The organism is Nibrella viscosa (genome assembly GCF_039541875.1).
Lineage (GTDB): Bacteria > Bacteroidota > Bacteroidia > Cytophagales > Spirosomataceae > Nibrella > Nibrella viscosa.
In genome coordinates this window covers 1-24152 of the sequence record NZ_BAABHB010000002.1, presented here as the reverse complement: position 1 = coordinate 24152, position 24152 = coordinate 1, and the positions used below count along the sequence as shown (strand labels likewise).

The window sequence follows — 24152 nt, the reverse complement described above, 5'->3', positions numbered from 1 at the left end:
TTGTCCATCGTAACCGCCTAAAGAAGCATCTCAGTCGTAATTTTCACCGGTTGACAGCGTATTTCCCCCTACCGTAAACTAAAGAGTTAGTTAATTTTTGTTAAAAGCTGTTGGCCTCTGTGCAACATTTTGTTATTTGTTTCATCTTTAGCAAAATCCAACCATTCCTCCCTTTATGCGCCTACTTCTTCTTTTGTTGCTGGTAGTTATCTGCCTGGGCTCTGCCTTCGCCCAAACCACACCCCGTTTCTCCGTCAAAGGAACTGTCGTTGACTCCGGCAATACCGCGCTGGTGGGCGCAACCGTGATGCTGCTGACCCCTAAAGATTCGTCGCTGGTTAACTTCGGCCGCTCAACGGACAAAGGAACGTTTGAACTGAAAGGTAACAAGCGAATGCCTTACCTGCTGAAAATCTCCTATGTCGGCTACCTGCCTTATCAGAAAGAATTTACCCCCAGCGACGATGCCGTTACCGACCTGGGCAATATCGAGCTGAAGCCCATTACCAAAGAACTGTTCGAGGTGGTGGTTAGAACGGCCAAAGCTCCTCTGAGTATCCGGGGCGATACCATTGAGTATAACGCCAGTTCGTTTAAAGTACCACCCGGCTCTACGGTGGAAGAACTCTTGCGGAAACTGCCCGGTGTGCAGGTCGATCAGGAAGGCAACATCAAAGCGCAGGGGGAAGACGTAAAACGGGTTACGGTCGACGGTAAAACGTTCTTCGGCACCGACCCGAAACTAGCGACCAAAAACCTGCCCGCCGAGGCTATCTCCAAAGTGCAGGTGTTCAACGACAAGACCGAAAAAGCAAAAATCACTGGTGTGGACGATGGCGTAAAAGAAAAAACGGTAAACCTGGAGCTGAAGGAAAGCCATAAAAAAGGCGGCTTCGGTAAAGTTACCGCCGGAGTGGGTACCGATGCACGGGCTCAGATCCGGGGTAACTACAACAAATTTAATTCTAAAGAACAGTTCTCCGTCATCGGCTTCGGTAACAATACGAACCAGACCGGCCTGTCGTGGGACGATTACCAGGATTTCCGGGGCAGCCAGTCGTTCAATTGGTCAGACCAGGGCGATTTTGGGTTTAGCAACGGGGGCTATATCTATTTCGGGGACGATAACGACAGCTTCGGCGTACCCGTCAACGGCGGAGGCCGCGACAACCGGGGTTTCTCCAAAAACTACGCCGGTGGGGCCAATTATAATTACGATACCAAAAAAACAAAGCTCAGCAGCAACTACTTCTATAACCAGACGCAACAGACCCTCGACGCCGTATCGAGCCGCGAGAACTTCCTGCCCAACGGCTCGCTCCGAACCGACATCGGCAGCAGCCGCATCACCTTCAACGGTATCCATCGCGGCAGCCTTCGCTTTGAGCAAAAACTGGACTCCACCAATACGCTGATTGTGATTGGTAATGGCCGGTTCAACAAGGGCGACGAACGCTTTAACAGCCTGGAGCAGTTCCGGCGTACGGCCAGTGCGCAAAGCGGTCAGTCCCGAATCAACAACAGCACCAACTACGATGCCTTTGCGCTACAGACTACGGCCATTTTCAGCCACCGGTTCCAGAAAAAGGGTCGTAACTTTTCGTTAAGTGCCGCCTATAACCGCAACAATACCAACGGCGATGGGGATCAACGCTCAGAAAATACGCTGGTTACCGACGGTACCAATCCGGTAAATCCGATTCGGACCATCAACCAGCTTAATCAGACCAATAGCCTCCGCAGTGAAATCAAGGCCAGCGCCCTGTATACGGAGCCTATTTCGAAAAAAGTGTTCTGGGAGACGTTCTATAATTTTTCCTTCCGTCGGGATGAGGTAGATCGTGATGTGTTTGACCGCACCGATCCGGGCCGGGTGTTCAACGACAGCCTGAGCCGGTATTACACCAACAATTTTACCTACAACCGCTTAGGCTCCAGCTTCCGGTATACCAACAAAGGGTTTAACGTCTCCCTGGGCGGGGCCGCGCTGAATTTCCACCAGGAAGGCCAGTTTACCCGCGATCAGACATCCTCGGCCGCTCCTACTACGGTTGGTCGCACGTTCTTTACGGTAGTGCCGAATGCCTCCATGAACTACGACCTGAAGAACAACCGGTACCTGCGGGCCAACTACAGCGTTAATATCCGTCAGCCATCGACCCGCGATTTGCAGCCGGTAGTCGACAACAGCAATCCCCGGTACATTCAGGAGGGTAACCCCAATCTGCTGCCGCAGCTTACCCACAGCCTGAACGGCGGCTACAATATGTTCAACCCGGCCACATTTACCAACGTTTTCATCAACGTTAACTACAATTACAACATCAACCAGATTGTGTACAACCAGACGGTCGATTCGCTGCTGATTACCCGCACCAAGCCGATCAACATCGACGGCGGGCAATCCATTGGCTCATACGTCAGCTTTGGCTTTCCGCTGAAAAAGACGAAGAGTAACCTGAACATCTGGTCGAACGTTAACGTTGGCAACAATCCGATCTACATCAACAACGTGCTGAACCGGACACGGACCAACAACTACAACCTGGGGCTGCGGCTCGATTATACGCCGAGTGAGAAATTCACCCTGTACACCAACGGCAACTGGAGCGTTACCAATACCAGCTACTCCATTAATACGTTGCAGAACCAGCAGATTTACAGCTACAACTACAATGCCGACATGAACGTTTTGTTCCCGGCGGGTATCTATTTCAACGGCAATTTCAACTACCGGATCTACCAGAACGAACGGTTCGGTCTTGATCAGAAGGTCCCCATCCTGAACCTGTCGGTGTACAAGGTTATCTTCAAGAACAAGCGGGGTGAAGTCCGGTTCACGGCCTACGATGTGTTCAAGCGCAACCTGGGTATCTCCCAGTCGGCGACCCAGAACTTTGTATCGCAGGAGCGGGTGCAGACCTTATCCCGGTACTTTATGCTCAACTTCACCTACAACATGCGCGGGGTGAAAGCCACCACGCGCCGGCAGGGGGGTATGATTATTTTTTAAAGAGTGAAAGAGTGAAAAGGCGAAAGAATGAACAGCTCCGCCACTTTTCGCTCATTCACTCATTCACTCTTTCACTCTTTCTTTATGAAATCAATAGCACTTCTCATAGTTTTAACAATCCTGCACATATCCGCCCACGCACAGGAAGCGGGCATTGTCACCTACGAACGGTCGCAGAGCTGGGTGAAGATTTATTCGCGGATGACGTTTCTGAGCCAGGAAGAAAAAGACCGAATGAAGATGACCTGGGGCAGCCGCGAGGACTGGAAGGTAAAAATGAAGCTGTACTTCAGCCCGGCCCAGAGCCTATACACCTACGAAAGCGAGCAGGCGCAGTCGGACGACGGCCGGTACTCCTGGCGTAATGATGAATACGTGATTCAGCGAAATTTTGATAAGGAAAAGAAGATCGAGATCATGGAAATGCTCGGCAAGACCTACGTGATCGATGATTCGCTGCGTACACCCCGGTGGAAAGTTACCAACAAGATCAAAGAAGTAGCCGGCCACATCTGCATGAGCGCCGAGACGATGGATTCGGTAAAAAACCAGAAAGTAACCGCCTGGTTTGCGCAGGATATTCCGGTGCAGGCCGGTCCGGAGCAGTATTTCGGCCTGCCCGGTCTCATTCTGGAGCTGGACATCAACGACGGCGACGCCCTGATTACCGCCACCAAAGTGGAGTTCAAGCCAATCGACAAAGAAATTCCGAAGCCGAAAGCGAAGGGCAAAAAGATTACCGAAAAAGAATACAATAAGCTGATTGCCGATCATATCGCCGACAGCATCAAAGCCCAGCGGAATCCTTACTGGGCCATTCGGTATTAGGGGGTTGACCGTTAGACGCAGGACGCTGGACGTTAGATAGTAGACGTTGGACGCTGGACATTGTCAACTAACGCCTAAGTCTAACGTCTAACGTCTAACCTCCAACGTCTAAAGTCTAAAGTCCAACGTCTACTATCTAACGTCCAAAGTCCTGCGTCTACCCTTCTGCATAAAAATATCCCCACCGGTCGACTAATCGACCGGCTTTTTTCGTTTAATTTTGATACATACCAGTGCCTGATTACCCCCCTATGCTATGTTGGCTATGCGCTTTTTACCCTTATTATCTATATTCCTGATGTTTTCGGCCTGCGCATCGAACAAAAAGACGCAGCAAACGCAAACAGCGAAGAACGCTCCACGCCCCACGGTATCTACCCCCATGATGCCGGCGGCTCCTTCGGGTGAGTACACGATTACGGCAATTAAAGGCAAGTTTCTGAGCATCGACTCCACTAGTGCCCGCGTTTTCCTGAACATCTACGGCCGGCAACCCAGTGGGCAGCCCTTGACCGTTGACGATTTAAGCTCGCACTTCCTGGTCAACTACGTGATGTATGCCGACTACAACAACCGCGAACGGCTTGGCTACGGCAATGTACCGCTGAGTGCGCAGGTGGCAGTAGCGGACGGTGACCACCTGACGCTGACGTTTGATGTAAAAAAGCCGGCAAATGCCACTAACGCAGTGCTGCTTACCGAAATTTCGGAAACCAGCAACGGCAAAAAAGCCCTGAACGACCTGCCCATCCGCTTCAAGTCGACCAAACTGAGCGACCGGTTTTCCCTGTACACCCCGAACGGTCAACTGCCGCAACTGAAAAATTACGTCAATGTGAACGATACCCTCGTAATTCGGGACGTAGCCGGAACCAGCCGCCAGCTTTACCTGTTCCGCTACAAGCATGATTTCGACCCGGCCCAGTCGCCGATGAACACCTCTTCCCGGCCGGCTCCGAAGTCGCTGGCGGTGGATACGGCCGTGATGATAATGACTAACCAACCCCTTCAGCTAGCAGAAGAGGGCCTTTACTTTTTTGTGGAAGATACTACCGACGCAGCGGGTATAGGACTGGTGGCGGTCGATAAGCGATTTCCGCGCATAACCCGGCCGGAGAAGCTGATCAGGCCGGTGCTGTATATGAGCACCAGCCAGGAAATAAACGAACTCAACAACGCCCCCGATGCCAAAAAAGCCCTGGATCGATACTGGCTGAGCCTGATGTCGGGTAATGAAGAAGTGGCCCGCCGGGCTATCCGGGCGTATTATAATCGTGTGGAGGAAGCCAATAAGCTGTTTACCAGCTATAAGGAAGGCTGGAAGACCGACAAGGGTATGATCTACATCATCCTCGGCCCGCCCGACCGCGTGCAGCGCAGCCGCGACCGCGAGGTGTGGGTGTACACCAAGCGGGCCAATGTGTCAGAAATTAATTTTACATTCAACAAAAGACCTAATCAATTTGTCGAGGACCATTATGAACTGGTGCGGTATGTGGAGTACCAGCCCATCTGGTACCCGATAGTAGAAGCATGGAGAACCGGCGCAATTCGCGAATAAATCGTTCGGAGGGGAACCGCTCCCGTCCAGCCTTTCGTCCGGAACCGGATGAAATGGTATTTGGTATACAATCGGTGATGGAAACCCTGAAATCGGGAAAGGAGATCGACCGGCTTTTGATGGAGAAAGGCCTCAGTCACCCGGAAATCCAGCAACTGGCCTACGAGCGCCGGGTGACCATTCAGCGGGTGCCGGTGGAGAAGCTGAACCGCCTGACGCGCAAGAACCACCAGGGTGTGATCTGTTTCATTTCGGCCATTAATTATGTCAAACTCTCCAACGTCATCGCCGATGTCTACGAAAAAGGCGTAACGCCCTTCTTCCTGCTGCTCGACCGCATCACCGACGTGCGCAACTTTGGGGCCATTGCCCGCACGGCTGAATGCGCTGGGGTGCAGACCATTGTGATTCCCGGCCGGGGATCGGCTATGATCAACGCCGATGCGATGAAGACCTCATCGGGTGCCCTGAACCATATCGCCGTCTGCCGGGAGTATGATCTGGTAGGCACCATCAATTACCTGAAGGATTCTGGGATTCAGGTGGTAGCCTGTACCGAAAAGAGCTACCGCGACATCTATGATGCTGACCTCTCAGGACCGATTGCCATTGTGATGGGGTCCGAAGAAGACGGTATCTCGCCCGAATTGCTGAAGCTGGTAGACACCCACGTTCGTATTCCTATGTTCGGCGAAGTGGGCTCGCTCAATGTATCTGTAGCAACCGGCGTTGTGCTGTACGAAGTGGTCCGGCAGCGCAGCCTGACGGGGCAAACGGGAGAATAGACGGCAGTAATTAGTCGTTAGTCGATAATGGCTTTGGGGCTAGCCGACAAAAAGAGAGCCGACCTCTATTCACAGGTCGGCTCTTTTATGCAAAATAAAATAGGCCTCAGTCTGTCTCCTGGAGACTATTGACTAGCGACTAAATTAAGACTTCTTGGAAGCCGGTTTCTTGGCCGGTGCTTTAGACGCACCACCCGCCAGAGAGTTAATCCAGCCGGCAATCTTCAGGGCATCTTCCTTCGGCACCTGCTTCATCGGAGCCATCGGCGGATAACCCGGCCAGTGTTCCGGCTTAGGCTCATAAATCAACTCAACAATCTGTGCGTTTGTATATTTCTTCTTCGCTACATCCTTGTAAGCAGGACCGACCAGACGGGTATCCGCATTGTGGCAGGCCAGACAGGTATGCTTGCTCAGCAGTGCATTAATATCATCCGGCACTTTGGTCTGCGCCTTAGCGGAAAAAGATAACACGGCCAGCAGAGCCGCAGCCAGAAGGGTTCCAAGCGTTTTTTTCATTAGAAAACTAAGTTAAAAGGCACTAGAGTGAAACAAAAGCGTTCAAGTCGGCTGAATTAGACTAACAAAATTAAACTGAATACGTGTATCAGCCAATTTTATAACAACTTTTTGCAGCCTCAGCCTTTTATTGGACCGAACAAAAGCCGGAAGGTTTAATCTGTGTAAAAACTTTTTCAGATTTTTAACAACTTACCCCCACGCAACGCTATGCCATCTATCGACCGCTTTTCCGGCCACGCCGATCTCTACCGGCAATACCGCATCGACTATCCCGCTGAGGTGTATGACTATTTGCTGTCCTTTGCCGGTGACAGACAGCGGGCCTGGGACTGTGCCACCGGCAACGGGCAGGTAGCTGGTGTACTGGCTGATTATTTTAGCGAGGTAGAAGCCACCGACATTAGTGAAGCGCAATTGAGCAAAGCCGTTCAGCGTCCCAACATCCGCTACCAGGTATCTCCGGCCGAGCAGACACCGTTTCCAGACCAGCATTTTGACCTGATTACGGTGGCGCAGGCCCTGCACTGGTTTGATGTGGAAGCGTTCAATCGCGAAGTCAGGCGCGTAGCCAGACCAGGCGCCATTATTGCCGAATGGATGTACGGTGTCTCTTTCGTAGACGACACCCTTGACCCTTTAATTCAGGATTTTTACCGCAACCGCGTCGGTCCCTACTGGGACCCGCATCGCCGGCATATTGACGAAAAATATGTTAATCTCTCCTTTCCCTTCGCAGACGTTCAGCAGCGCCAGTTCATCATTCACCGCTACTGGACCGCCGACCGCTTCCTCAACTATCTCCGCACCTGGTCTGCCGTGCAGAACTACATCCGCCAGCACGAAACCGACCCCGTCGAATACCTGGCTGAAGCGTTTGCCGGTATTTGGGGAGAGGAAGAAAAGGATGTTAAGTTTCCGGTAATGCTGAGGGTGGGGCGGGTGTAATGTACAGGTTAGCCGAAACGTCGGACCGCTCCGGCTGACCCGTACATTACACCTCCCAAATCACCCGCACAACCTTTCCCTTCACCCCAATAGACTGGAAATACTGGAGCCAGTGCAGTTGTTGCGCACCCAAATGGTCGGTGGGGGATTTGACCTCGACGAATTCGTACTGGCCGTCTTCGTTCCAGATGAGCAGATCCGGGAAGCCACGGGTGTTTTCGCGGAGGCTGCGGGCTATCTCCAGTAGAATCAGCCGAAGCTGCGCCGGTTCGAGCAGGTCGATAAGCCGGTGAACCAGCGAGAGCAGTTCTTCATTCCAGTCGACCAGTACGTTGGTGATGCCGTTCTTCTCCTTGTACATCCGCTCAGTATGCGCCCGCCAGTCGTCGGTGGTGGTTAGTTCGCTGAGCCGCTTTTTAATCAGGTCTTCACGCTTCAGGTAGAAGTCGGGCAGGTAGAAGTCAGAAGGCGTGCGCTGCAGCGGGTGGTGAATGGCCTGCACGTTGGCATCGTAAATAATATCCCAGAACACCAGCCCGAAGAGTCCGCGCCAGGGATAGTTCTCGGTAAAGGCGGCATCGTAGCCTTCCTCCAGGTAATACGCCATCACGCCCGCTTCGACATGGTGCCGGTATGCTGCCGGTATCGATACGCTCTCGGCATCGGACAAAAAGCGGGTGGTCGATTTCCTGCTGCGCTTCTTCTCCCCCGCGCTCATGATCTTCTCGCGGAAATCATTGGCGAAGAACTTTTCCTCGGCGTTCTGTGGGGTAACGGCGATTTCGTCGCACAGCGCCAGGGCTTCGTCAACCAGGCCGTAGCGGAACAGCAGCCGCACGCGCCGTTCGCGGGCCGGTACGCGGTCCGACAGTTCGTAGACCGCCAATGCCTGTTCCGGCAGCTTCTGCTTTTCCAGAAACGCCCCTACCCTGACAACCAGCTTCTGGTAGCCGGGTATCGCTATTTCGGTCAGTTCCGGGCGGGTTTCGTTCCAGTTCAGAAACCAGTTGTAAATATCCTCAGCCGGCATTTCGGCATCCTTTAACTCGCGAAACTCTTCGTTGGTGAGCGAAATCAGGAGTTTATCTTCCACCTCCTTGCGGGTACGAAACCGGGCCGTCAGCTTCGACTCATCGTAGCGCTCAAAATTGACCATCCCCAGATCCCGGATCACAAACTCCGACATATCCGACGAGCGGTTACCAAAGAACAGGTACTTCAGCATCATCACCTCGGCTTCAAAATTCATCTGCACCACCGTTTCGCGGGTGGTCAGGCTGGTAACAATCTCACCGAAGTCCAGCTCGTGCAGGGCGTAGCGGACCACCTCCTCTTTCTTCTGCTTCGAGAGGGGTTTTAGCTCCTCCGGCTCCAGCGGCAACAGCTCCAGCAGCTCGGGCTTGGTAAACGTATTGAGCACCTCGGCACCCATGATTTCGTGGTGCGCCGAGAGCCGCTCGGCAAAGCCGCCCAGCAGCAGTTCGCCCAGAGCAGCCGGCAGCTCCTCGATTTCTTTATAATTCAGCTTGTTAACCCGAAAAAAAAGCCCCTTCCGGTTGCTGAATCGCACAAACAGGCATTGGGCATCTTCGGTCAGGGCATCAAAGCGCCGAACAAAATCCCACTCCGCTTCGTTCATCAGGCCGCCGTAAAGCCGCTGCACAAAGTCGAGCAGATAGCGGAAATTATCGAGGTAATATTTAGACGGTAATTCTATTTTCTGACGCCCAACCATAAACCTATTGCGTTCTACAGCGTTCCTTATAGGAATATAACAAAAATATGTCGGTATATGTCCCCGTGGGCTATCCACAGGTAACAGGACGTATATTAAAATTCGGCAGGAGGCAAACAGCCCGTCCAGACCGTTTTGACCAAGCGTTATGAGTCCCAAAACCATACTTGACGAACTGGCTCAACAGGGGCTGTTATCCAAAGAACAGCAGACGACCATTGCCGACATCGAGGACCGGCGACCGTTTTCGGTTCACTTTGAGCTACGGTCTATTCTGTACGTAGGCATCCTGCTCTTTGCGATGGGGCTTGGTCTGCTGATCTATGACAATATCGATCGCATTAGCCACACCGCCGTGGTGGTTACCATGAGTGTGCTGTGTCTGCTCTGTTTCGCCTTTGCCTGGCTTTACCGACCCCCCATGAGCAACCGGCACGTCAAAAGCCGGTCTCCATTTAGTGATTACGCCCTTATTCTGGGCTGTCTGCTGTTTCTGACGCTGGAGGGTTATCTGCAATACCAGTACAACCTGTTCGGCGAACGCTACGGCCTGGTGACCATTATTCCAGCGGTCCTGTTTCTGATCCTGGCCTACCGCTTCGACCACCGGGGGGTACTCAGTATGGCGCTGGTCGCCCTGATATCCTGGATCGGCGTGACCATTCAGCCGCTGAACCTGTATTTTAAAGGCAACTTTTTTGACCTGAAGATTACCTTCTCGGCCATTATTCTCAGCCTGGTGCTGATTGGTGCCGGTATGTTCCTGGAACGGCAGCTTATCAAGCGGCACTTTACGTTTACATACCTGACCATTGCCGGTAACCTGTTACTTTTAGCCTTAGTGGCAGGGGTGTTTAACTTTGACGACCTCCGGATAATGTTTGCGCTCGGTTTGGCAGCCGCCTGTTTCCTGTTCGACCGCTACGCCCGGTACAATTATGCCCGGCGCGGCCGCTCCCGGCGCGAACGGGCGTTTCTGTATGCCCTGATGAGTTCCGTTTATGGCTATATCGGGTTTACCTATCTGCTGTTCCATTATCTGGAGCCTAACAACTATGTGGGCACCCTGTATTTTCTGCTGACAGGCATTGGACTGGTCATGTACCTGCTCCACTACCGCCGAACCCTGGTAACGACATGAAAGCGTACAACGAAGCATGGATTTACAACCGGGAAATTACCAACCAGGCCCAGCGCTGGCACCGCGAGGGACTAGTCAACGACGCGCAGTTGGCGGCCATCAAAGAGACATTCCCGGTCAGGTTCAGAGATACCAGCGCCTTTGTGGAAATTGGGCTGTTTCTCTTTTCGATCGTGGCCGCCAGTGGTGGCTATGCGCTGCTGGGGCTCATTCTGTCGGATGTGCTGCAGGAGTCCTTTGCCACCGGCTTATTTAATATCCTGCTGGGCATCGGCATCGGCTTTCTGGTCGAATTCCTGATTCGTAAACAGGGAATGTTCCGCAACGGGGTCGATAATGCCCTGATCGCCTTTATGACGGCCCTGCTGGTGATTGGCCTGAACGTCTGGCTGCCGGATAACACGTCGGTATGGGCGCGGTGCCTGGTATCGCTGCCGGTACTGTTTGCCGTGGTCTGGTACTATGGCGACCTCATAGTGATGGTTGGTTTGGTCAGTGCCGTGTATGCGCTGGTGTTCGATCTGCTCAACGATACGGCTGCCGCGCACGTTATCATTCCGTTTGTTATGATGGCGCTGTCGGCAGGCCTTTACTGGCTGGCGTTGCAGCTGGACCTGTCGCTGCGGTCGCAGAAAAATGTATACTGGTCCGATACGCTGAATCTGGCGCAGTGGATGACGCTCAGTCTGTTGCTGATCAACGGCAACTATTTCTTTGTCCGGGAGGTAGTATCCTTCCTGCTCAAGCCCGACCTGAATCTGCGGGGTGCATTCAGCGGTGCGCCCCAGATTGCGCTGTCGTGGCTTTTCTGGCTGTTTACGTTTGGCATTCCGCTGCTGTACGGGTACCTCGGCACCACGCACAGGAACCGCATGTTTATCATTCTGGCCTGTTTAGGTACCGCCGGCGCAGTAGCCACCGCCCGTGAGTACATTGGCGTACTGCCCTGGTCGGTTCACCTGACGGTAAGCGGCTTGCTGCTGGTGCTGGTCAGCATACCCCTTATCCGTTACCTGCGGGAGCCCCGCTACGGCTTCACCGACGTACCCGACGAAGATTCACCCAAAGAGTTTTTCCTCGATGCCGAAACCATCGGTGCCATTCAGGCGGCATCCTCCACCCAGCAACCAAAAGGCTTCAGCTACGGGGGTGGTGACTTCGGCGGTGGTGGCGCGGGGAAAGAGTATTAAATGTTGCGTACCTACGGCACGCACGAATCGCTTTTGAGGCATTGTGCTACAAACAGTATGCCCCGAATTGATTTCAAAAAAATAATCGTGCAAAAATAGGCTTGCCCTTACAGAGCAGTTTGCCAGGTGAACGCGTTTTCGTTTCTATAAACCGCTGACCCCTCCGGGGTAATTTATGAGATTTTACCCCGGAGGGGTCAGCGGTTTATAGCACCAGCCGATTCTTTTGCCGCTTTCTGCCCTGTAAGGGCAAGCTAATATGGCTCATTTATTTCTTTAAAATTAATCGCGGCCGAGCAGAGGTTCTACCGGATGGTTTTGTCGCGTTGCCGGCTACACGCTCACAAAAACAGCTACTCGCGAAGGCAGCGGGTAAGTAATAATTCCAAAAATCGGCTTTCTAAAGAAAATACTCGCTAACCTCCTATTTCCTGGATATGAAGCATACTCCTGTATCCCAACGCCTTTATGTCTTTTTGCTCCTCATCGCCCTGCTGCCGCAGGCCATCGCCCAGCCCGTTGAACGGTACATCAAGGTACTGGTGTCGCCCGACCGGGCCAACTGGGAGTACAAAGTGGGTGAGCCCGTCCGTTTTACGGTGCAGGTAACCCAGGCCAATGTGGGTCTCGCCAATGCCGAAGTCCGGTACGCGGTAATGCCGGAGAAGATGAAGCCGGTCAAATCGGGCACGCTGAAACTGAAAGATGGCAAAGCGACCATCGACGGCGGCACTATGTCTACACCCGGCTTTTTGCGTTGCGAAGTGTACGCGCAGGTGGACGGCAAGGAGTACAAAGGTTTAGCCACGGCGGCTTACGACGCCAACGCTATTCAACCCGCCACCGACCAACCTGAGGACTTTACCGCCTTCTGGGACAAAGCCAAAGCGGAAGCCGCTAAAATTCCGCTCGATGCCCGCATGGTGCTGCTGCCGGAGCGCTGCACCGAGAAGGTGAACGTCTACCATGTCAATTTCAACACCATGCGCGAAGGAGCCCGCTACTACGGCATCCTATGCGTACCGAAAGCCCCTGGCAAATACCCCGCTATTCTGCAAGTACCGGGAGCCGGGGTGCGGCCGTACTCGGGGGATGTAGCCCGCGCCGAAAAGGGCGCTATTACCCTCCAGGTGGGTATCCACGGCGTACCCGTGACCATGCCCGCTGAGGTGTACGACAATTTAGGAAAAGGCCCCTTAGCCGGTTACTGGACCCAGAACCTCGACGACCGCGACAATTACTACTATAAGCGGGTATACCTGGGCTGCGTCCGGGCCGTTGACCTCATCAGCAGCCTTCCGGAGTACGACGGCAGCAATCTGGCCGTGGTGGGCGGCAGCCAGGGTGGTGCGTTGTCCATCGTCACGGCGGCCCTCGATAGCCGCATCAAGTGGCTGGTGGCCTATTATCCCGCCCTCTCCGACCTGACCGGCTACCTGAAAAGCCGGGCCGGCGGCTGGCCCCATATGTTTTCGGAAGCCAATGCGGCCTTCAACAACAAGCCGGATCGGGTGAAGACCTCCAAATACTACGATGTGGTCAACTTTGCCCGGCAGCTAAAAATCCCCGGCTTCTACTCCTGGGGCTACAACGACGAGACCTGCCCGCCTACGTCTATGCACGCGGCCTACAACGTCATCAATGCCCCTAAAACGCTGTTCATCGCCCAGGATACCGGTCACTGGACTTATCCGGAGCAATGGGAAAAATCGGATGCGTGGCTGTTCTCGCAGTTTAAGGCAGTGGCGCAGAAGTAAAATAACCCCGAAGGGGTTAACAAATGAACTGGGGTACAACGGCATCGGCGGGCCGTCCCAGAAGCGATGGTCCGCCGATGCGTTGGAGTAAAAGCATAAATTTATTTCCAGTGTCCCTCCTATTACGTTGATTTTCCCCATTTTTGCCGCGCAAACAGATTTGTTTTCGCTAAACATTGGCTGATTCTTCGGCTGTATCTACCCTATGAAAACGGTTGACTCTTACAATTTTGCCGGCAAAAAGGCCCTCGTTCGGGTGGACTTTAACGTGCCCCTCGATGAGAACTATACCATCACCGACGACACACGCATTAAAGCGACCATTCCTACCATCACCAAAATCCTGAACGACGGCGGTTCGGCGATCCTGATGTCGCACCTGGGCCGGCCGAAAGGCGGTCCCGAAGAAAAATACTCGCTGAAGCACCTGCTGCCGGCCTTAACGGAAGCATTTGGCCGGGAGGTAAAGTTTGCCGATGACTGCATCGGGCAGTCGGCCAAAGACCAGGCGGCCTCGCTGCAACCGGGTGAAATTCTGCTGCTGGAGAACCTGCGCTTTTACAAGCAGGAGGAGAAAGGCGACGAAGAGTTCGCCCAAAAGCTGGCCGAACTGGGCGATGTCTGGGTAAACGATGCCTTCGGAACGGCGCACCGGGCGCATGCCTCTACGGCCGTGATGGGTAAGTTCTTCGACGACCGGGTCTGCGGCTACGTGATGCAGGCCGAACTGGATAACGCCAAGAAAATACTGGAAGAAGCCGAGCGGCCATTCACCGCTATCATGGGTGGGGCTAAGATTTCGGACAAGATTCTGATTATTGAACGCCTGCTCGATACAGTAGACAACCTTATCATCGGTGGTGGTATGACCTATACCTTCACCAAAGCACAGGGCGGCCAGATCGGCAAGTCGCTGCTCGAAGCCGACAAGCAGGACCTGGCGCTGCAACTCCTCGACAAAGCCAAGGAAAAAGGCGTAACCATCATTATGCCGGTCGATAACGTCATCGCCGATGACTTCTCCAACGACGCGAACCGGCAGGTTGTGCAAACGGGTCAAATCCCCGATGGCTGGGAAGGTCTCGACATCGGCCCGGAAACAATAAAGCTCTTTACCGAAGTCGTCGAAAAATCAAAGACCATTCTGTGGAACGGCCCGATGGGTGTTTTTGAGTTCGAGAACTTCGCCACCGGCACCAACGCCATTGCCGCAGCGGTAGTCAAAGCCACGGAGGAAAACGGAGCTTTTTCGCTCATTGGTGGAGGAGATTCGGCTTCCGCCATTAATCAGGCCGGCTACGGCGACCGCGTGAGCTACGTCTCCACCGGTGGCGGTGCCCTGCTGGAGTATATGGAAGGCAAGACCCTGCCGGGCGTAGCGGCATTGGAATAAAGGTTAAGAGCCGCCGGGGTGCCCGGCGGCTCTTAATGTTATTGATTTCCCGACTGCACCCGGCCCTGCTCATCGGCCGTAGCGGAACGGCGCTGGCGGGCGGCTTTCACGTTCTGGTTACCGAAGCGGTAGGTGAACGTGACACGGGCCTGACGGCTTTCAAACAATGACTGCACTTTCATGCTAATGTCCTGGTAGTTGGTTTCGCCCCGGAACTTGTTCAGCCAGAAGGGGTCGTTTACGTTCACCCGCACCGTACCTTTCTTGTTCATCACCTGCTTTTGCACACCCAGGCTGAACGCGCCCATCGGCCGATAGCGGAAGAAGCCATCCACACCGGCTGAGTTGTACCAGGCAGCCAGTTCGCCCGTGAAACCTTTACCCAGGACAAAGTTGCTGGATGAATAGAGGTTGTAGCCGACGAAGCTCACGTTGTACTGCCCACCCCGGTACGGCGTGTTGATGCGGTTGTAAAAAGCCGTTATGTTATTCTGCATAGTCCACCACTTACGCACCGGCACCGGAAAGCTCAGGGTCAGGTTGGCGTTATCCCGCACCGCCAGGTTCTCGGTGGTGACGTAGGCGATGTTCTGCTCGGCAATCTGGCCCGGCACCTGGCGCATAATAAAGTCGTTGGTGCGGCTGAAGCCTACCGAAGTGGAGATAGCGCCTTTGTACGTATGCGTCAGTTGGAGCGAGTGCGTCATCTGGGGCTTAATGTTTGGGTTACCTACCTGGTAGGTGTACGGGTCCAGAAAAAACATGAACGGGTTCAGATCCTGGTAGTTCGGGCGGTCGATCCGGCGACTGTACGAAACGTTCAGCACGTTGTTGGTATCCAGTTGCCGCGACACAAACAGCGTCGGGAACAGGTTCACATAATTCCGGTCGATCACCCTGTTCAGCGTCACCGAGTTACCTCTTGAGTGCGTCTGCTCCAGCCGCAGACCGGCCTGTATACTGGTCTTTTTGTTGAGCTTGCTGGAGAAACTGGCGTAAGCCGCGTTTACGTTCTCCAGATACTTGAAGCGGTTGGTGCGGTTAGCGTCAATGATCCATCGACTATCAATCTGGTTCTCAAACACCATATTGTTATCCGACTGCACATAACTGCTCTTTACACCCGCTTCAAACTTCCCTTTTTTTGTCGGGTGCGTGTAGTCGGCTTTGAACGCCCAAATGTCAATTACCGACGGCATCTTGTTGCGTACGTATTCGGTTGGGCGGTCGGTGGTGTTGTCGGCTTTCAGGTAGGTGGTCGTCAGGTTGTTGTTACCCTCCGCATCGTATTTAGAGTAGTCAACATCGGCGGTCAGTTCGCGGCCTTTGCCATTGAAGTCGTATTTATAGTTCAGGTTACCCGTTAGGTTCATCCACTTGTTTCTGGCGAGGGCGTTGGTAGTGGGCCGGAGTGTTACCTCGCGGTTTGCGTTGCTCAGTACCGAATGGTTAATGCCATCGGCTTCAAAGCCGTTCATGAAGCCCGTCGCCAGGACCCCAATCGTGCTCTTCTTGTTGATGAAGTAATCAATACCTCCCCGGAGATTATGACCCTGAAAATTGATCGGCCGGTACGATACCTGGTCGAAGTAGGTAATCTGGCCGTTAAACGGAATCGCCCGGTTGATGGTCGTTTCGTTGAATGACCGGCGGCCGTTGTAGCTGTAGCTACCGAAAGCGTTGATTTTGCCTTCGCGGTGGTTCAGGTTCAGCGTCGTGTTGTATTTTTCGAAGCGACCGTAGCCCAGTCCACCAATCCAGGTGCCGTTGGTACCAAAGTTCTTATTTTTCTTCATCTTGATATTGATGATCCCCGAGTTACCGGCGGCATCGTATCTGGATGAAGGGTTAGTGATAATCTCTATCTTTTCGATATTGTCGCTGGGTGTATTCTTCAGCAGGTTGGCAACCTCCTGCGAGGACAGATAGGTTTGTTTACCGTCGATCATGACGATCACGCCCGATTTACCTTTCAGCGAAATTTCTTCGCTCTGACGATCTACGGTCACGCCCGGTGCTTTTTCCAGTACCTCCAGCGCCGTGTTGCCGCTGGCCACAATGCTATTTTCGACGTTCACCACCGTCCGGTCAATCTGCTGCTCGATAAACGGCTTTTTCGCCGTTACCTTCACCTCCGCCAGGTTCCTTGAGGCTTCCATCATCTGAAGCGCCGGAAGCTGAATGGCGGTATGCTCGGCATCAATGGCAAACGCGTCGCTGAAGGTTTTGGCATAGCCCATCTGCTGAGCCGCCACGCGGTACTGACCAGCGGCAATGTTCTCAAACTCGTAGGCCCCATTCACATCGGTAATGCCACCTTTCACCAGGGTAGAATCGTTGGCTTTCACCAGCATCATGGTTACAAACTCCAGCGACTTGCCCGTTGCATCGGCGACTTTACCGTTGATTTTACCCTTGACCGGTGCCTGGGCAAATGCAGTAGAGAGTGCCAGACATAAAAAGAGAGCAGCGGTGATAAACGTTTTCATGCTGATTTAGAAGTATGGTGTGGATAGAAAGAAGTTGTGTGTCAATCAGTTTAATAGGTCAAATTTACGGTACTTTGCATGACCCAGTACCTGTTCTTACATAAACGGTCGAAGCGAACGGATGAATGGTTTGAGCGGGGAACAAACAAAAAAGCCATTCCTCAAGACGGGAATGGCTTTTTGCGTTTTCTTAACCTAAACTAAACTAGCTCTTATATAGCGTTGCTATGAATGCCTGTTAATTGTTGCCGCCACCGGCGCGGTTCCGCTCGGCTTCGGTACTGGTGCTGCGCTGACGGGCCGCTTTAACATTTTGATTACCAAAGCGGTACGTAAACGTTGCGCGGACGATGCGGCTTTCCCAGCGGGCGTTAACCCCGAAATTGATGTCCTGGTAATTGGCCCGACCCTTAAACTGATTCAGCCAGAACGGATCGTTGATATTCAGCTTCAGCGTCCCTTTTTTGTCCAGCACAGTCTTTTGTACACCGATGCTGAAGGCCCCCTGCGGCTGGTAGCGATAGAAACCATACACGCCTGCAGAGTTATACCATCCGGACAGTTCGGCCGAGAACCCTTTACCCAGCACAAAGTTGTTTGATGAATACAGGTTAAAGGCTACAAAATCGACATTATACTGTGCACCCAGGTACGGTGATTGAAATTTATTATAATAACCGGTTACATTGTTCTGCATGGTCCACCACTTGCTTACCCGCACCGGAAAACTCAGCGTCAGGCTTACGTTATCCTGCGTAGCGAGGTTGTCCGACGTTACGTAGGTGATGTTCTTCTCGGCAATCTGGCCCGGCACCTCACTTACGATCACGTCGTTGGTGCGGCTGTAGCTCAGTGATGTCGAGAACGCTCCCTTATACACGTGCGTCAACTGGACTGAATTCGTAAACTGTGGCTTCAGGTACGGATTACCCTGCTGATACGTATATGGGTCAAGATAAAAAACAAACGGATTCAGGTTCTGATAATTCGGACGGTCGATCCGTCTGCTGTATGAAAGGTTCAAAACGTTGTTGGTATCAATTTGTCGCGATACGAAGAAAGTTGGAAACAGGTTCGTGTAACTTCTATCGACAATTTTATTCAGCGTTACCGAATTCCCTTTCGAGTGTGTTTGCTCCACCCGCAGCCCGGCCTGAATACTCGTTTTCTGGTCAATCTTTCCGGCAAATGACGCATAAGCCGCGTTTACGTTTTCGAGGTACTTGAACCGGTTACTCTTGGTTTCGTCCACGATCCAGCGGCTGTCGATCAGGTTCTGATACACCAGGTCATTGTCCGACTGCACATAGCTGCTCTTCACCCCGGCTTCAAACTTGCCGCTTTTACCCATCGGGTGTACATAATCGGCTTTGAACGCCCAGATATCGATGGTCGACGGCATGTCGTTTCTTACGTTCTCCGTCGGCTTCACAGTCTGGTTGCTCGCATCGGTGTACCGGGTTACCAGGTTGTTATACGAATCACCGTTGAACCGCGAGTAATCCATATCGGCGGTCAGCTCGCGCCCTTTGCCGTTAAAATCGTACTTATAATTCAGATTGCCGGTCAGGTTCGTCCACTTGTTCCTGACCGATACATTGGTGGTCGGCATCATCGTAATCTCCCGGTCAGCGTTGCGAATTACCGTATGGTTAACCCCGTTAGGCTGCTGCCAGTCGTTGATAAAGCCGGTGGCGAGTACGCCAAAGGTGCTTTTTTTGCTGATGAAGTAGTCGATACCGCCCCGGAAATTATGCCCGTTGATATTGTTGGGCCGGTATGAATTCTGATTAAAGTAGGTAACGGTACCATTATACGGTATCACCCGGTCGATCTCATTACTCTGGAACCGCCGGTTGTGGAAGTAGCTGTAGTTACCGAAGGCGTTGATCTTACCCTCGCGGTGGTTCAGGCTCAGCGCCGAGTTGTATTTTTCAAATCGCCCGTAGCCTACACCCGCCGTCAGTGTGCCGTTAGTACCGAAATTCTGCGGTCCGCCGTCGCGGTTTTTCTTCATCTTGATGTTGATGATACCAACGTTACCGGCCGCATCGTATTTGGCTGAAGGATTGGTGATAATCTCAATCTTTTCAATATTGTCGCTGGGGGTGTTTTTCAGCAGGTTGGCCACTTCCTGCGATGACAGGTAGGTTTGTTTCCCATCAATCATCACCAGTACGCCCGACTTACCTTTCAGCTGCAACTGATCGTTCTGGCGGTCGATGGTGACACCCGGTGCCTTTTCCAGCACTTCCAGGGCGTTGCTGCCGCTGGCTACGATGCTGTTTTCAACATTCACCACCGTCCGGTCAATCTGCTGCTCAATGAACGGTTTCTTCGCCGTTACCTTTACCTCCGCCAGGTTCTTCGACTCTTCGGCCATCTGGATCGCCGGCAACTGGATACTGGTATGCTCGGCATCGACGGCAAACGGCGTGGTAAAGTTCTTGCGGTAGCCCAGTTGCTGAGCCGCTACCCTGTACTGACCGGCGGCAATGCCGTCGAACTCGTAGTTGCCGTTTACGTCGCTGATAGCGCCTTTGACCAGGGTAGAGTCGTTGGCTTTCACCAGCATCATCGTCACAAATTCCAATGATTTACCCGCAGCGTCGGCCACTTTTCCGCTGATTCTCCCCTTTACCGGAGACTGGGCGAACGTTGCTGACAAGGTAAGGCAAATCATCAGGGCAGAGGTTATAAAAGTTCTCATGGTGTGGACAGAAGTAATTCCGTTTGTTAGTTTAGACACCCAAAGTTTCACCTGTTTTACCGCTTCCGAAATTTTTGTTTGCCGAAAGGCCGATTCTCAGAGACGAGCCCTGTAAATCGTCGGATGAGCGTGCAGGCAGGTTTTGTTGATCGTTAAGATGTACGTCTTTATTTTAGGATCGATGCAAAGTTGCGGTAGTATGCATTGCAAAGTACCTTTTCTTACATAAGCGGTCTGATCGACTGGATGAGCGGTTTTGGCTTATGTCGGGGCCGCTTTTGACTGGATACAAACGGAATTACAGCGCCAATTCTCCCTAAAGAGCAGGAGCTGTAGCGTTCCGTTGCATCCGGTTGTCATTATTTTTCAGAAAATTTTTACAGCCGTACCCCCACCGCCCAGACATTCAGATCCGGTCCTTCATTAGGGCGGAACAGCGTGGTGGGTTCGTAGCGGAAGAATAATTTGGACCGGCCGCTCCAGCCCAGTTCGGTCATCAGGCCCCAGCGTACATTGTTCAGGTTATACGAACCTTTTGTCCGTTCTGCATTTCCACCCACCGGCTTCACACTGGTGTAGCTGTCGACGCGGATACCGGCATACCCTCCTACGCCAATGGATAGCCGCGACGGCTTGAGAGAAAGATTTAGCAGCACCGGCAGGTTCAGTTGCGCTACGGTCAGCTTCGACTTTCGAACAGCGATGGAAGCCGGCTCGACAATGAGCTGATTATTGCGCTCGGTCAGCACCGATTTGTTCTCGATCATGAAGTTGTTCCAGGCAATTTCGGGCCCAATACCCAGCCGCAGGGCAGCTCCTGTACCGTTGACCAGTCGCAGATTCCGGCGCCAGCCAAGCGCCACAAAGCGCGAGCCGCCGGTGCTCAGCTCGTAATTAGCCGGAGCCGAGCCGTTGTAATTGTTGAAGCCGAGGTAGATGCCAAAATCGGAACGGGACGAGTGGCCGCACTGGGCGTTGGACAGGATGGGCAAAGCGATAGCTGCCACCATCAGAATGGTACGAAGATTAAACATTGGTGTGGATAGATTTAAGGTTGTCTTGTGACTTTCTGACCGGTAGATGCAGCCGGTGCGCGGCAGGTTGCAGGAGATTGAAAAAATTTTTTGCGGGAGTTCCTTACCTTTGCCCCACCAAAACCAAGCGTCTACTGTCTGGAATGAGTTATTTACCGATAAAGCAGCTACTCCAATCCACCGAAACGGGCCACGAGGTCACCGTAAAAGGCTGGGTCCGTACCAAGCGCGAAAGCAAAAACGCCATTTTCATTGCCCTCAACGACGGCTCTACCATTCATAACATTCAGGCGGTAGCCGAACCCGGTCAGTTCAGCGAAGATCTGATCAAACTGGTCACCACCGGTGCCTGTATAGCCATCACCGGGCAGTTGGTAGAGTCGCTGGGGTCTGGGCAGAGCGTGGAAGTGAAAGCGACCAACATCCACCTCTACGGCCCCGCCGACCCGGAGAAGTATCCGTTGCAGCCCAAGCGTCACTCGCTGGAGTTCCTGCGGGAGATCGCTCACCTGCGCCCACGTACCAACACCTTCAGCGCCATTCTGCGCATCCGGCATGCGCTGGCGTTTGCGGTCAACAAATATTTCAACGACAACGGCTTTTTCTACCTCCATACGCCCATCATTACTGCGTCGGATGCCGAAGGTGCCGGTGAGATGTTCCGCGTCACCACGCTGGATCTTGATAACCTGCCGCACACGGAAGAAGGCAAAATCGATTTCTCGGAAGATTTCTTCGGCCGCGAAGCTAACCTGACCGTATCGGGCCAGTTGGAAGGTGAACTGGGTGCCCTGGCGCTCGGAAAAATTTACACCTTCGGTCCTACGTTCCGCGCCGAAAACTCGAATACCACGCGTCACCTTGCCGAGTTCTGGATGATTGAGCCCGAAATGGCCTTCTACGAACTGGAAGACAACATGAACCTGGCCGAGGACTTTGTGAAATACGTTATCCGCTACGCCCTCGACAACTGCACCGACGACCTGGCTTTTCTCGAAAATCGTTTAAAAGAAGAAGAGAAGACCAGGAAGAAGGAAGAGCAAAGCGACATGAGCCTGCTCGAAAAACTTCGCTTTGTGGTCGACAACGATTTTCAGCGGCTCACCTATACCGAAGCCATCGATATTCTGATGAACTCAAAGCCCGCCAAAAAGGGACAGTTCCAGTTTGAGGTGAAGTGGGGCATCGACCTGCAATCGGAGCACGAGCGCTACCTGGTGGAGAAGCACTTCAAAAAGCCCGTTATCCTGACCAACTACCCCCGCGAGATCAAAGCCTTCTACATGAAGCAGGACGCCGACGGGAAGACGGTAAGAGCGATGGACGTCCTGTTCCCCGGCATCGGCGAAATCATCGGCGGCTCCCAACGCGAAGACGATCTCGACAAACTGATGACGCGCATCCACGAGGTCGGCATTGAACCCGAAGGCCTGTGGTGGTACCTGGAAACCCGCAAGTTCGGGTCGGCCCCGCACGCCGGCTTCGGCCTCGGCTTCGAGCGCCTGGTGCTGTTCGTCACCGGCATGGGTAACATCCGCGATGTCATTCCTTTCCCCAGAACGCCAAAATCCGCAGACTTCTAATAAAGGTTAAGAGTTATGAGTTAAGAATTAGTGCTGGCGCAGCCTTTTAATTCTTAACTCATAACTCTTAACTCCCCCTATGCTCGCTCTCCTCATCTTTCTCGCCATGGTGACCGGTAATGTGGTGGTCGGGGTATACCTCGAACGCAAGGTATCGGCCTTTATCCAGGACCGGCTCGGCCCGATGGAGGTGGGAAAGTATGGCCTGCTACAGTTGATTGCCGACCTGCTGAAGCTGCTGCAAAAGGAGGACATTGTACCGGCGGCCGCCGACCGCAGGCTGTTTCTGCTGGCTCCGGCCATCATCTTTGCGTCCATCTTTGCCGGTTATGCCGTTATTCCGCTGACGCCCGATTTGCAGGGCTCCGCTACCGCCGTGGGCGTGTTTTATCTGATGGCGATTATCTCCATTGATGTGGTGGGTATTCTGATGGCGGGCTGGAGTTCCAACAACAAGTACTCACTGTTTGGCGCGATGCGGGCAGTGGCGCAGATTGTCTCATACGAGATACCGCTTGGGCTGACCATTCTGTGCGTTGTGATGATTTGTCAGACGCTGAATTTGCAGGAAATCAGCTTTCAGCAGGGCATCTATACGTACGAAGCCAATTATCTGTTCGGCATCAGAGCGCTGGGCGTCAACGTCACCGAATGGGGCGGCATTTTCTGCTGGAACATCCTGCGCAACCCCTTTCTGCTGATCGCCTACGTCATTTTCTTCATCGCCACCCTGGCCGAATCGAACCGCGCGCCGTTTGACCTTCCCGAAGGCGAATCTGAGATTGTCGCCGGTTATCATACCGAATATTCCGGCATGCGTTGGGCGCTGCTGTTTCTGTCGGAGTACGGCATGATGCTGCTGGTATCCTTTCTGGGCGCTATTCTGTTCCTGGGTAGCTGGAATACGCCCCTGCCCAATATTGGTCCTCTTCGCCTGGCCGACTGGACCAGTGGCGTACCCGGTTCAGTCTGGGGCAATATCACCGGCGCGTTCTGGCTGCTATCAAAAGCCGGTTTTGCCATTCTGGTGCAGATGTGGGTACGCTGGACCCTCCCCCGCCTGCGCGTCGATCAGCTCATGTTTCTCTGCTGGAAAGTCCTGACACCCATCAGCATCGTGCTGCTGCTAATTTCCGGTGTCTGGCGACTATTGATGGTCGGATAAAATATGGTGCTTTGTTTAAATTTGCAGAATGCACCTGCCTCATTACGAATTTAGCGACTCCGGTGACTCACTAAATTTTCAATTCGAAAGTATCAGCGATAATCGTCGTATTGTGAAGCTTATCCAGTACGAGCAAATTGATGAAGACGGTGACTTATATAACCTTGCGTTAGTAGTAACCACCCGACGAACCCCGTCTTTTCTGCTGCCTACGGGGCCGCTACTTTTGGCTAAAAAACACCCATGCCTACTTTAGCTACTGACCAGACTCAGCAACTCTTCAGCCTGATTGAGGCTTTCC

General features: G+C 53.1%; 17 protein-coding genes. 12 read left to right on the top strand and 5 right to left on the bottom strand.

Annotated features, from left to right (window positions below; genetic code table 11):
- The first annotated feature begins 175 nt into the window (after positions 1–175).
- From ABD931_RS04790 to rlmB, 4 genes are all read left to right on the top strand, one after another.
- Positions 176–3013: an outer membrane beta-barrel protein gene (locus tag ABD931_RS04790; RefSeq protein WP_345264506.1), complete on the top strand. Its 2838-nt coding sequence runs from the start codon at positions 176–178 to the stop codon at positions 3011–3013.
- Between the two features lie 84 nt (positions 3014–3097).
- Positions 3098–3841, top strand: coding sequence for a GLPGLI family protein (locus tag ABD931_RS04785; protein ID WP_345264505.1), 744 nt, complete (start codon positions 3098–3100; stop codon positions 3839–3841).
- Between the two features lie 265 nt (positions 3842–4106).
- Positions 4107–5402, top strand: a complete 1296-nt coding sequence (locus ABD931_RS04780; protein WP_345265965.1) for a GWxTD domain-containing protein — start codon at positions 4107–4109, stop codon at positions 5400–5402.
- A complete protein-coding gene (rlmB, locus tag ABD931_RS04775) occupies positions 5375–6187 on the top strand; it encodes a 23S rRNA (guanosine(2251)-2'-O)-methyltransferase RlmB (protein ID WP_345264504.1) in 813 nt (270 codons plus the stop codon). Before ABD931_RS04780 ends, rlmB begins: the two co-directional genes overlap by 28 nt.
- A 144-nt stretch (positions 6188–6331) precedes the next feature.
- Here rlmB and ABD931_RS04770 read toward each other — a convergent pair whose 3' ends face one another.
- A complete protein-coding gene (locus ABD931_RS04770; protein WP_345264503.1) occupies positions 6332–6706 on the bottom strand; it encodes a c-type cytochrome in 375 nt (124 codons plus the stop codon).
- Between the two features lie 210 nt (positions 6707–6916).
- On the opposite strand from ABD931_RS04770, the gene ABD931_RS04765 reads away from it, so the two are divergent.
- A complete protein-coding gene (locus tag ABD931_RS04765) occupies positions 6917–7654 on the top strand; it encodes a class I SAM-dependent methyltransferase (protein WP_345264502.1) in 738 nt (245 codons plus the stop codon).
- Positions 7655–7700: 46 nt separating this feature from the next.
- Here ABD931_RS04765 and ABD931_RS04760 read toward each other — a convergent pair whose 3' ends face one another.
- Positions 7701–9389 carry a VRR-NUC domain-containing protein gene (locus tag ABD931_RS04760; RefSeq protein WP_345264501.1) on the bottom strand — a complete coding sequence of 563 codons (1689 nt, stop codon included), beginning with the start codon at positions 9387–9389 and terminating at the stop codon, positions 7701–7703.
- 148 nt (positions 9390–9537) lie between these two features.
- On the opposite strand from ABD931_RS04760, the gene ABD931_RS04755 reads away from it, so the two are divergent.
- The 4 genes from ABD931_RS04755 to ABD931_RS04740 all read left to right on the top strand — a co-directional run bounded on the left by ABD931_RS04755 (position 9538) and on the right by ABD931_RS04740 (position 14870).
- Positions 9538–10530 (top strand): DUF2157 domain-containing protein, encoded by a 993-nt coding sequence (locus ABD931_RS04755; protein WP_345264500.1) that lies wholly within the window; start codon positions 9538–9540, stop codon positions 10528–10530.
- Positions 10527–11720: a hypothetical protein gene (locus ABD931_RS04750; protein ID WP_345264499.1), complete on the top strand. Its 1194-nt coding sequence runs from the start codon at positions 10527–10529 to the stop codon at positions 11718–11720. Before ABD931_RS04755 ends, ABD931_RS04750 begins: the two co-directional genes overlap by 4 nt.
- 437 nt (positions 11721–12157) lie before the next feature.
- Positions 12158–13477, top strand: a complete 1320-nt coding sequence (locus tag ABD931_RS04745) for an acetylxylan esterase (RefSeq protein ID WP_345264498.1) — start codon at positions 12158–12160, stop codon at positions 13475–13477.
- Between the two features lie 205 nt (positions 13478–13682).
- Positions 13683–14870 (top strand): phosphoglycerate kinase, encoded by a 1188-nt coding sequence (locus tag ABD931_RS04740; protein WP_345264497.1) that lies wholly within the window; start codon positions 13683–13685, stop codon positions 14868–14870.
- Between the two features lie 38 nt (positions 14871–14908).
- Here ABD931_RS04740 and ABD931_RS04735 read toward each other — a convergent pair whose 3' ends face one another.
- The 3 genes from ABD931_RS04735 to ABD931_RS04725 form a co-directional block, all read right to left on the bottom strand.
- Complete coding sequence (locus ABD931_RS04735; RefSeq protein WP_345264496.1) at positions 14909–17359, bottom strand: outer membrane beta-barrel protein; 2451 nt, start codon at positions 17357–17359, stop codon at positions 14909–14911.
- A gap of 238 nt (positions 17360–17597) precedes the next feature.
- Complete coding sequence (locus ABD931_RS04730) at positions 17598–20069, bottom strand: outer membrane beta-barrel protein (RefSeq protein ID WP_345264495.1); 2472 nt, start codon at positions 20067–20069, stop codon at positions 17598–17600.
- Positions 20070–20446: 377 nt separating this feature from the next.
- Positions 20447–21103, bottom strand: coding sequence for an outer membrane beta-barrel protein (locus ABD931_RS04725; RefSeq protein ID WP_345264494.1), 657 nt, complete (start codon positions 21101–21103; stop codon positions 20447–20449).
- A gap of 143 nt (positions 21104–21246) precedes the next feature.
- Here ABD931_RS04725 and asnS point away from each other — a divergent pair, with 143 nt between their 5' ends.
- From asnS to ABD931_RS29365, 3 genes are all read left to right on the top strand, one after another.
- A complete protein-coding gene (asnS, locus tag ABD931_RS04720; RefSeq protein WP_345264493.1) occupies positions 21247–22686 on the top strand; it encodes an asparagine--tRNA ligase in 1440 nt (479 codons plus the stop codon).
- Positions 22687–22765: 79 nt separating this feature from the next.
- Positions 22766–23851 (top strand): NADH-quinone oxidoreductase subunit NuoH, encoded by a 1086-nt coding sequence (gene nuoH, locus ABD931_RS04715; RefSeq protein WP_345264492.1) that lies wholly within the window; start codon positions 22766–22768, stop codon positions 23849–23851.
- A gap of 28 nt (positions 23852–23879) precedes the next feature.
- A complete protein-coding gene (locus ABD931_RS29365; protein ID WP_440590441.1) occupies positions 23880–24107 on the top strand; it encodes a DUF6934 family protein in 228 nt (75 codons plus the stop codon).
- The last annotated feature ends 45 nt before the right edge of the window (positions 24108–24152 follow it).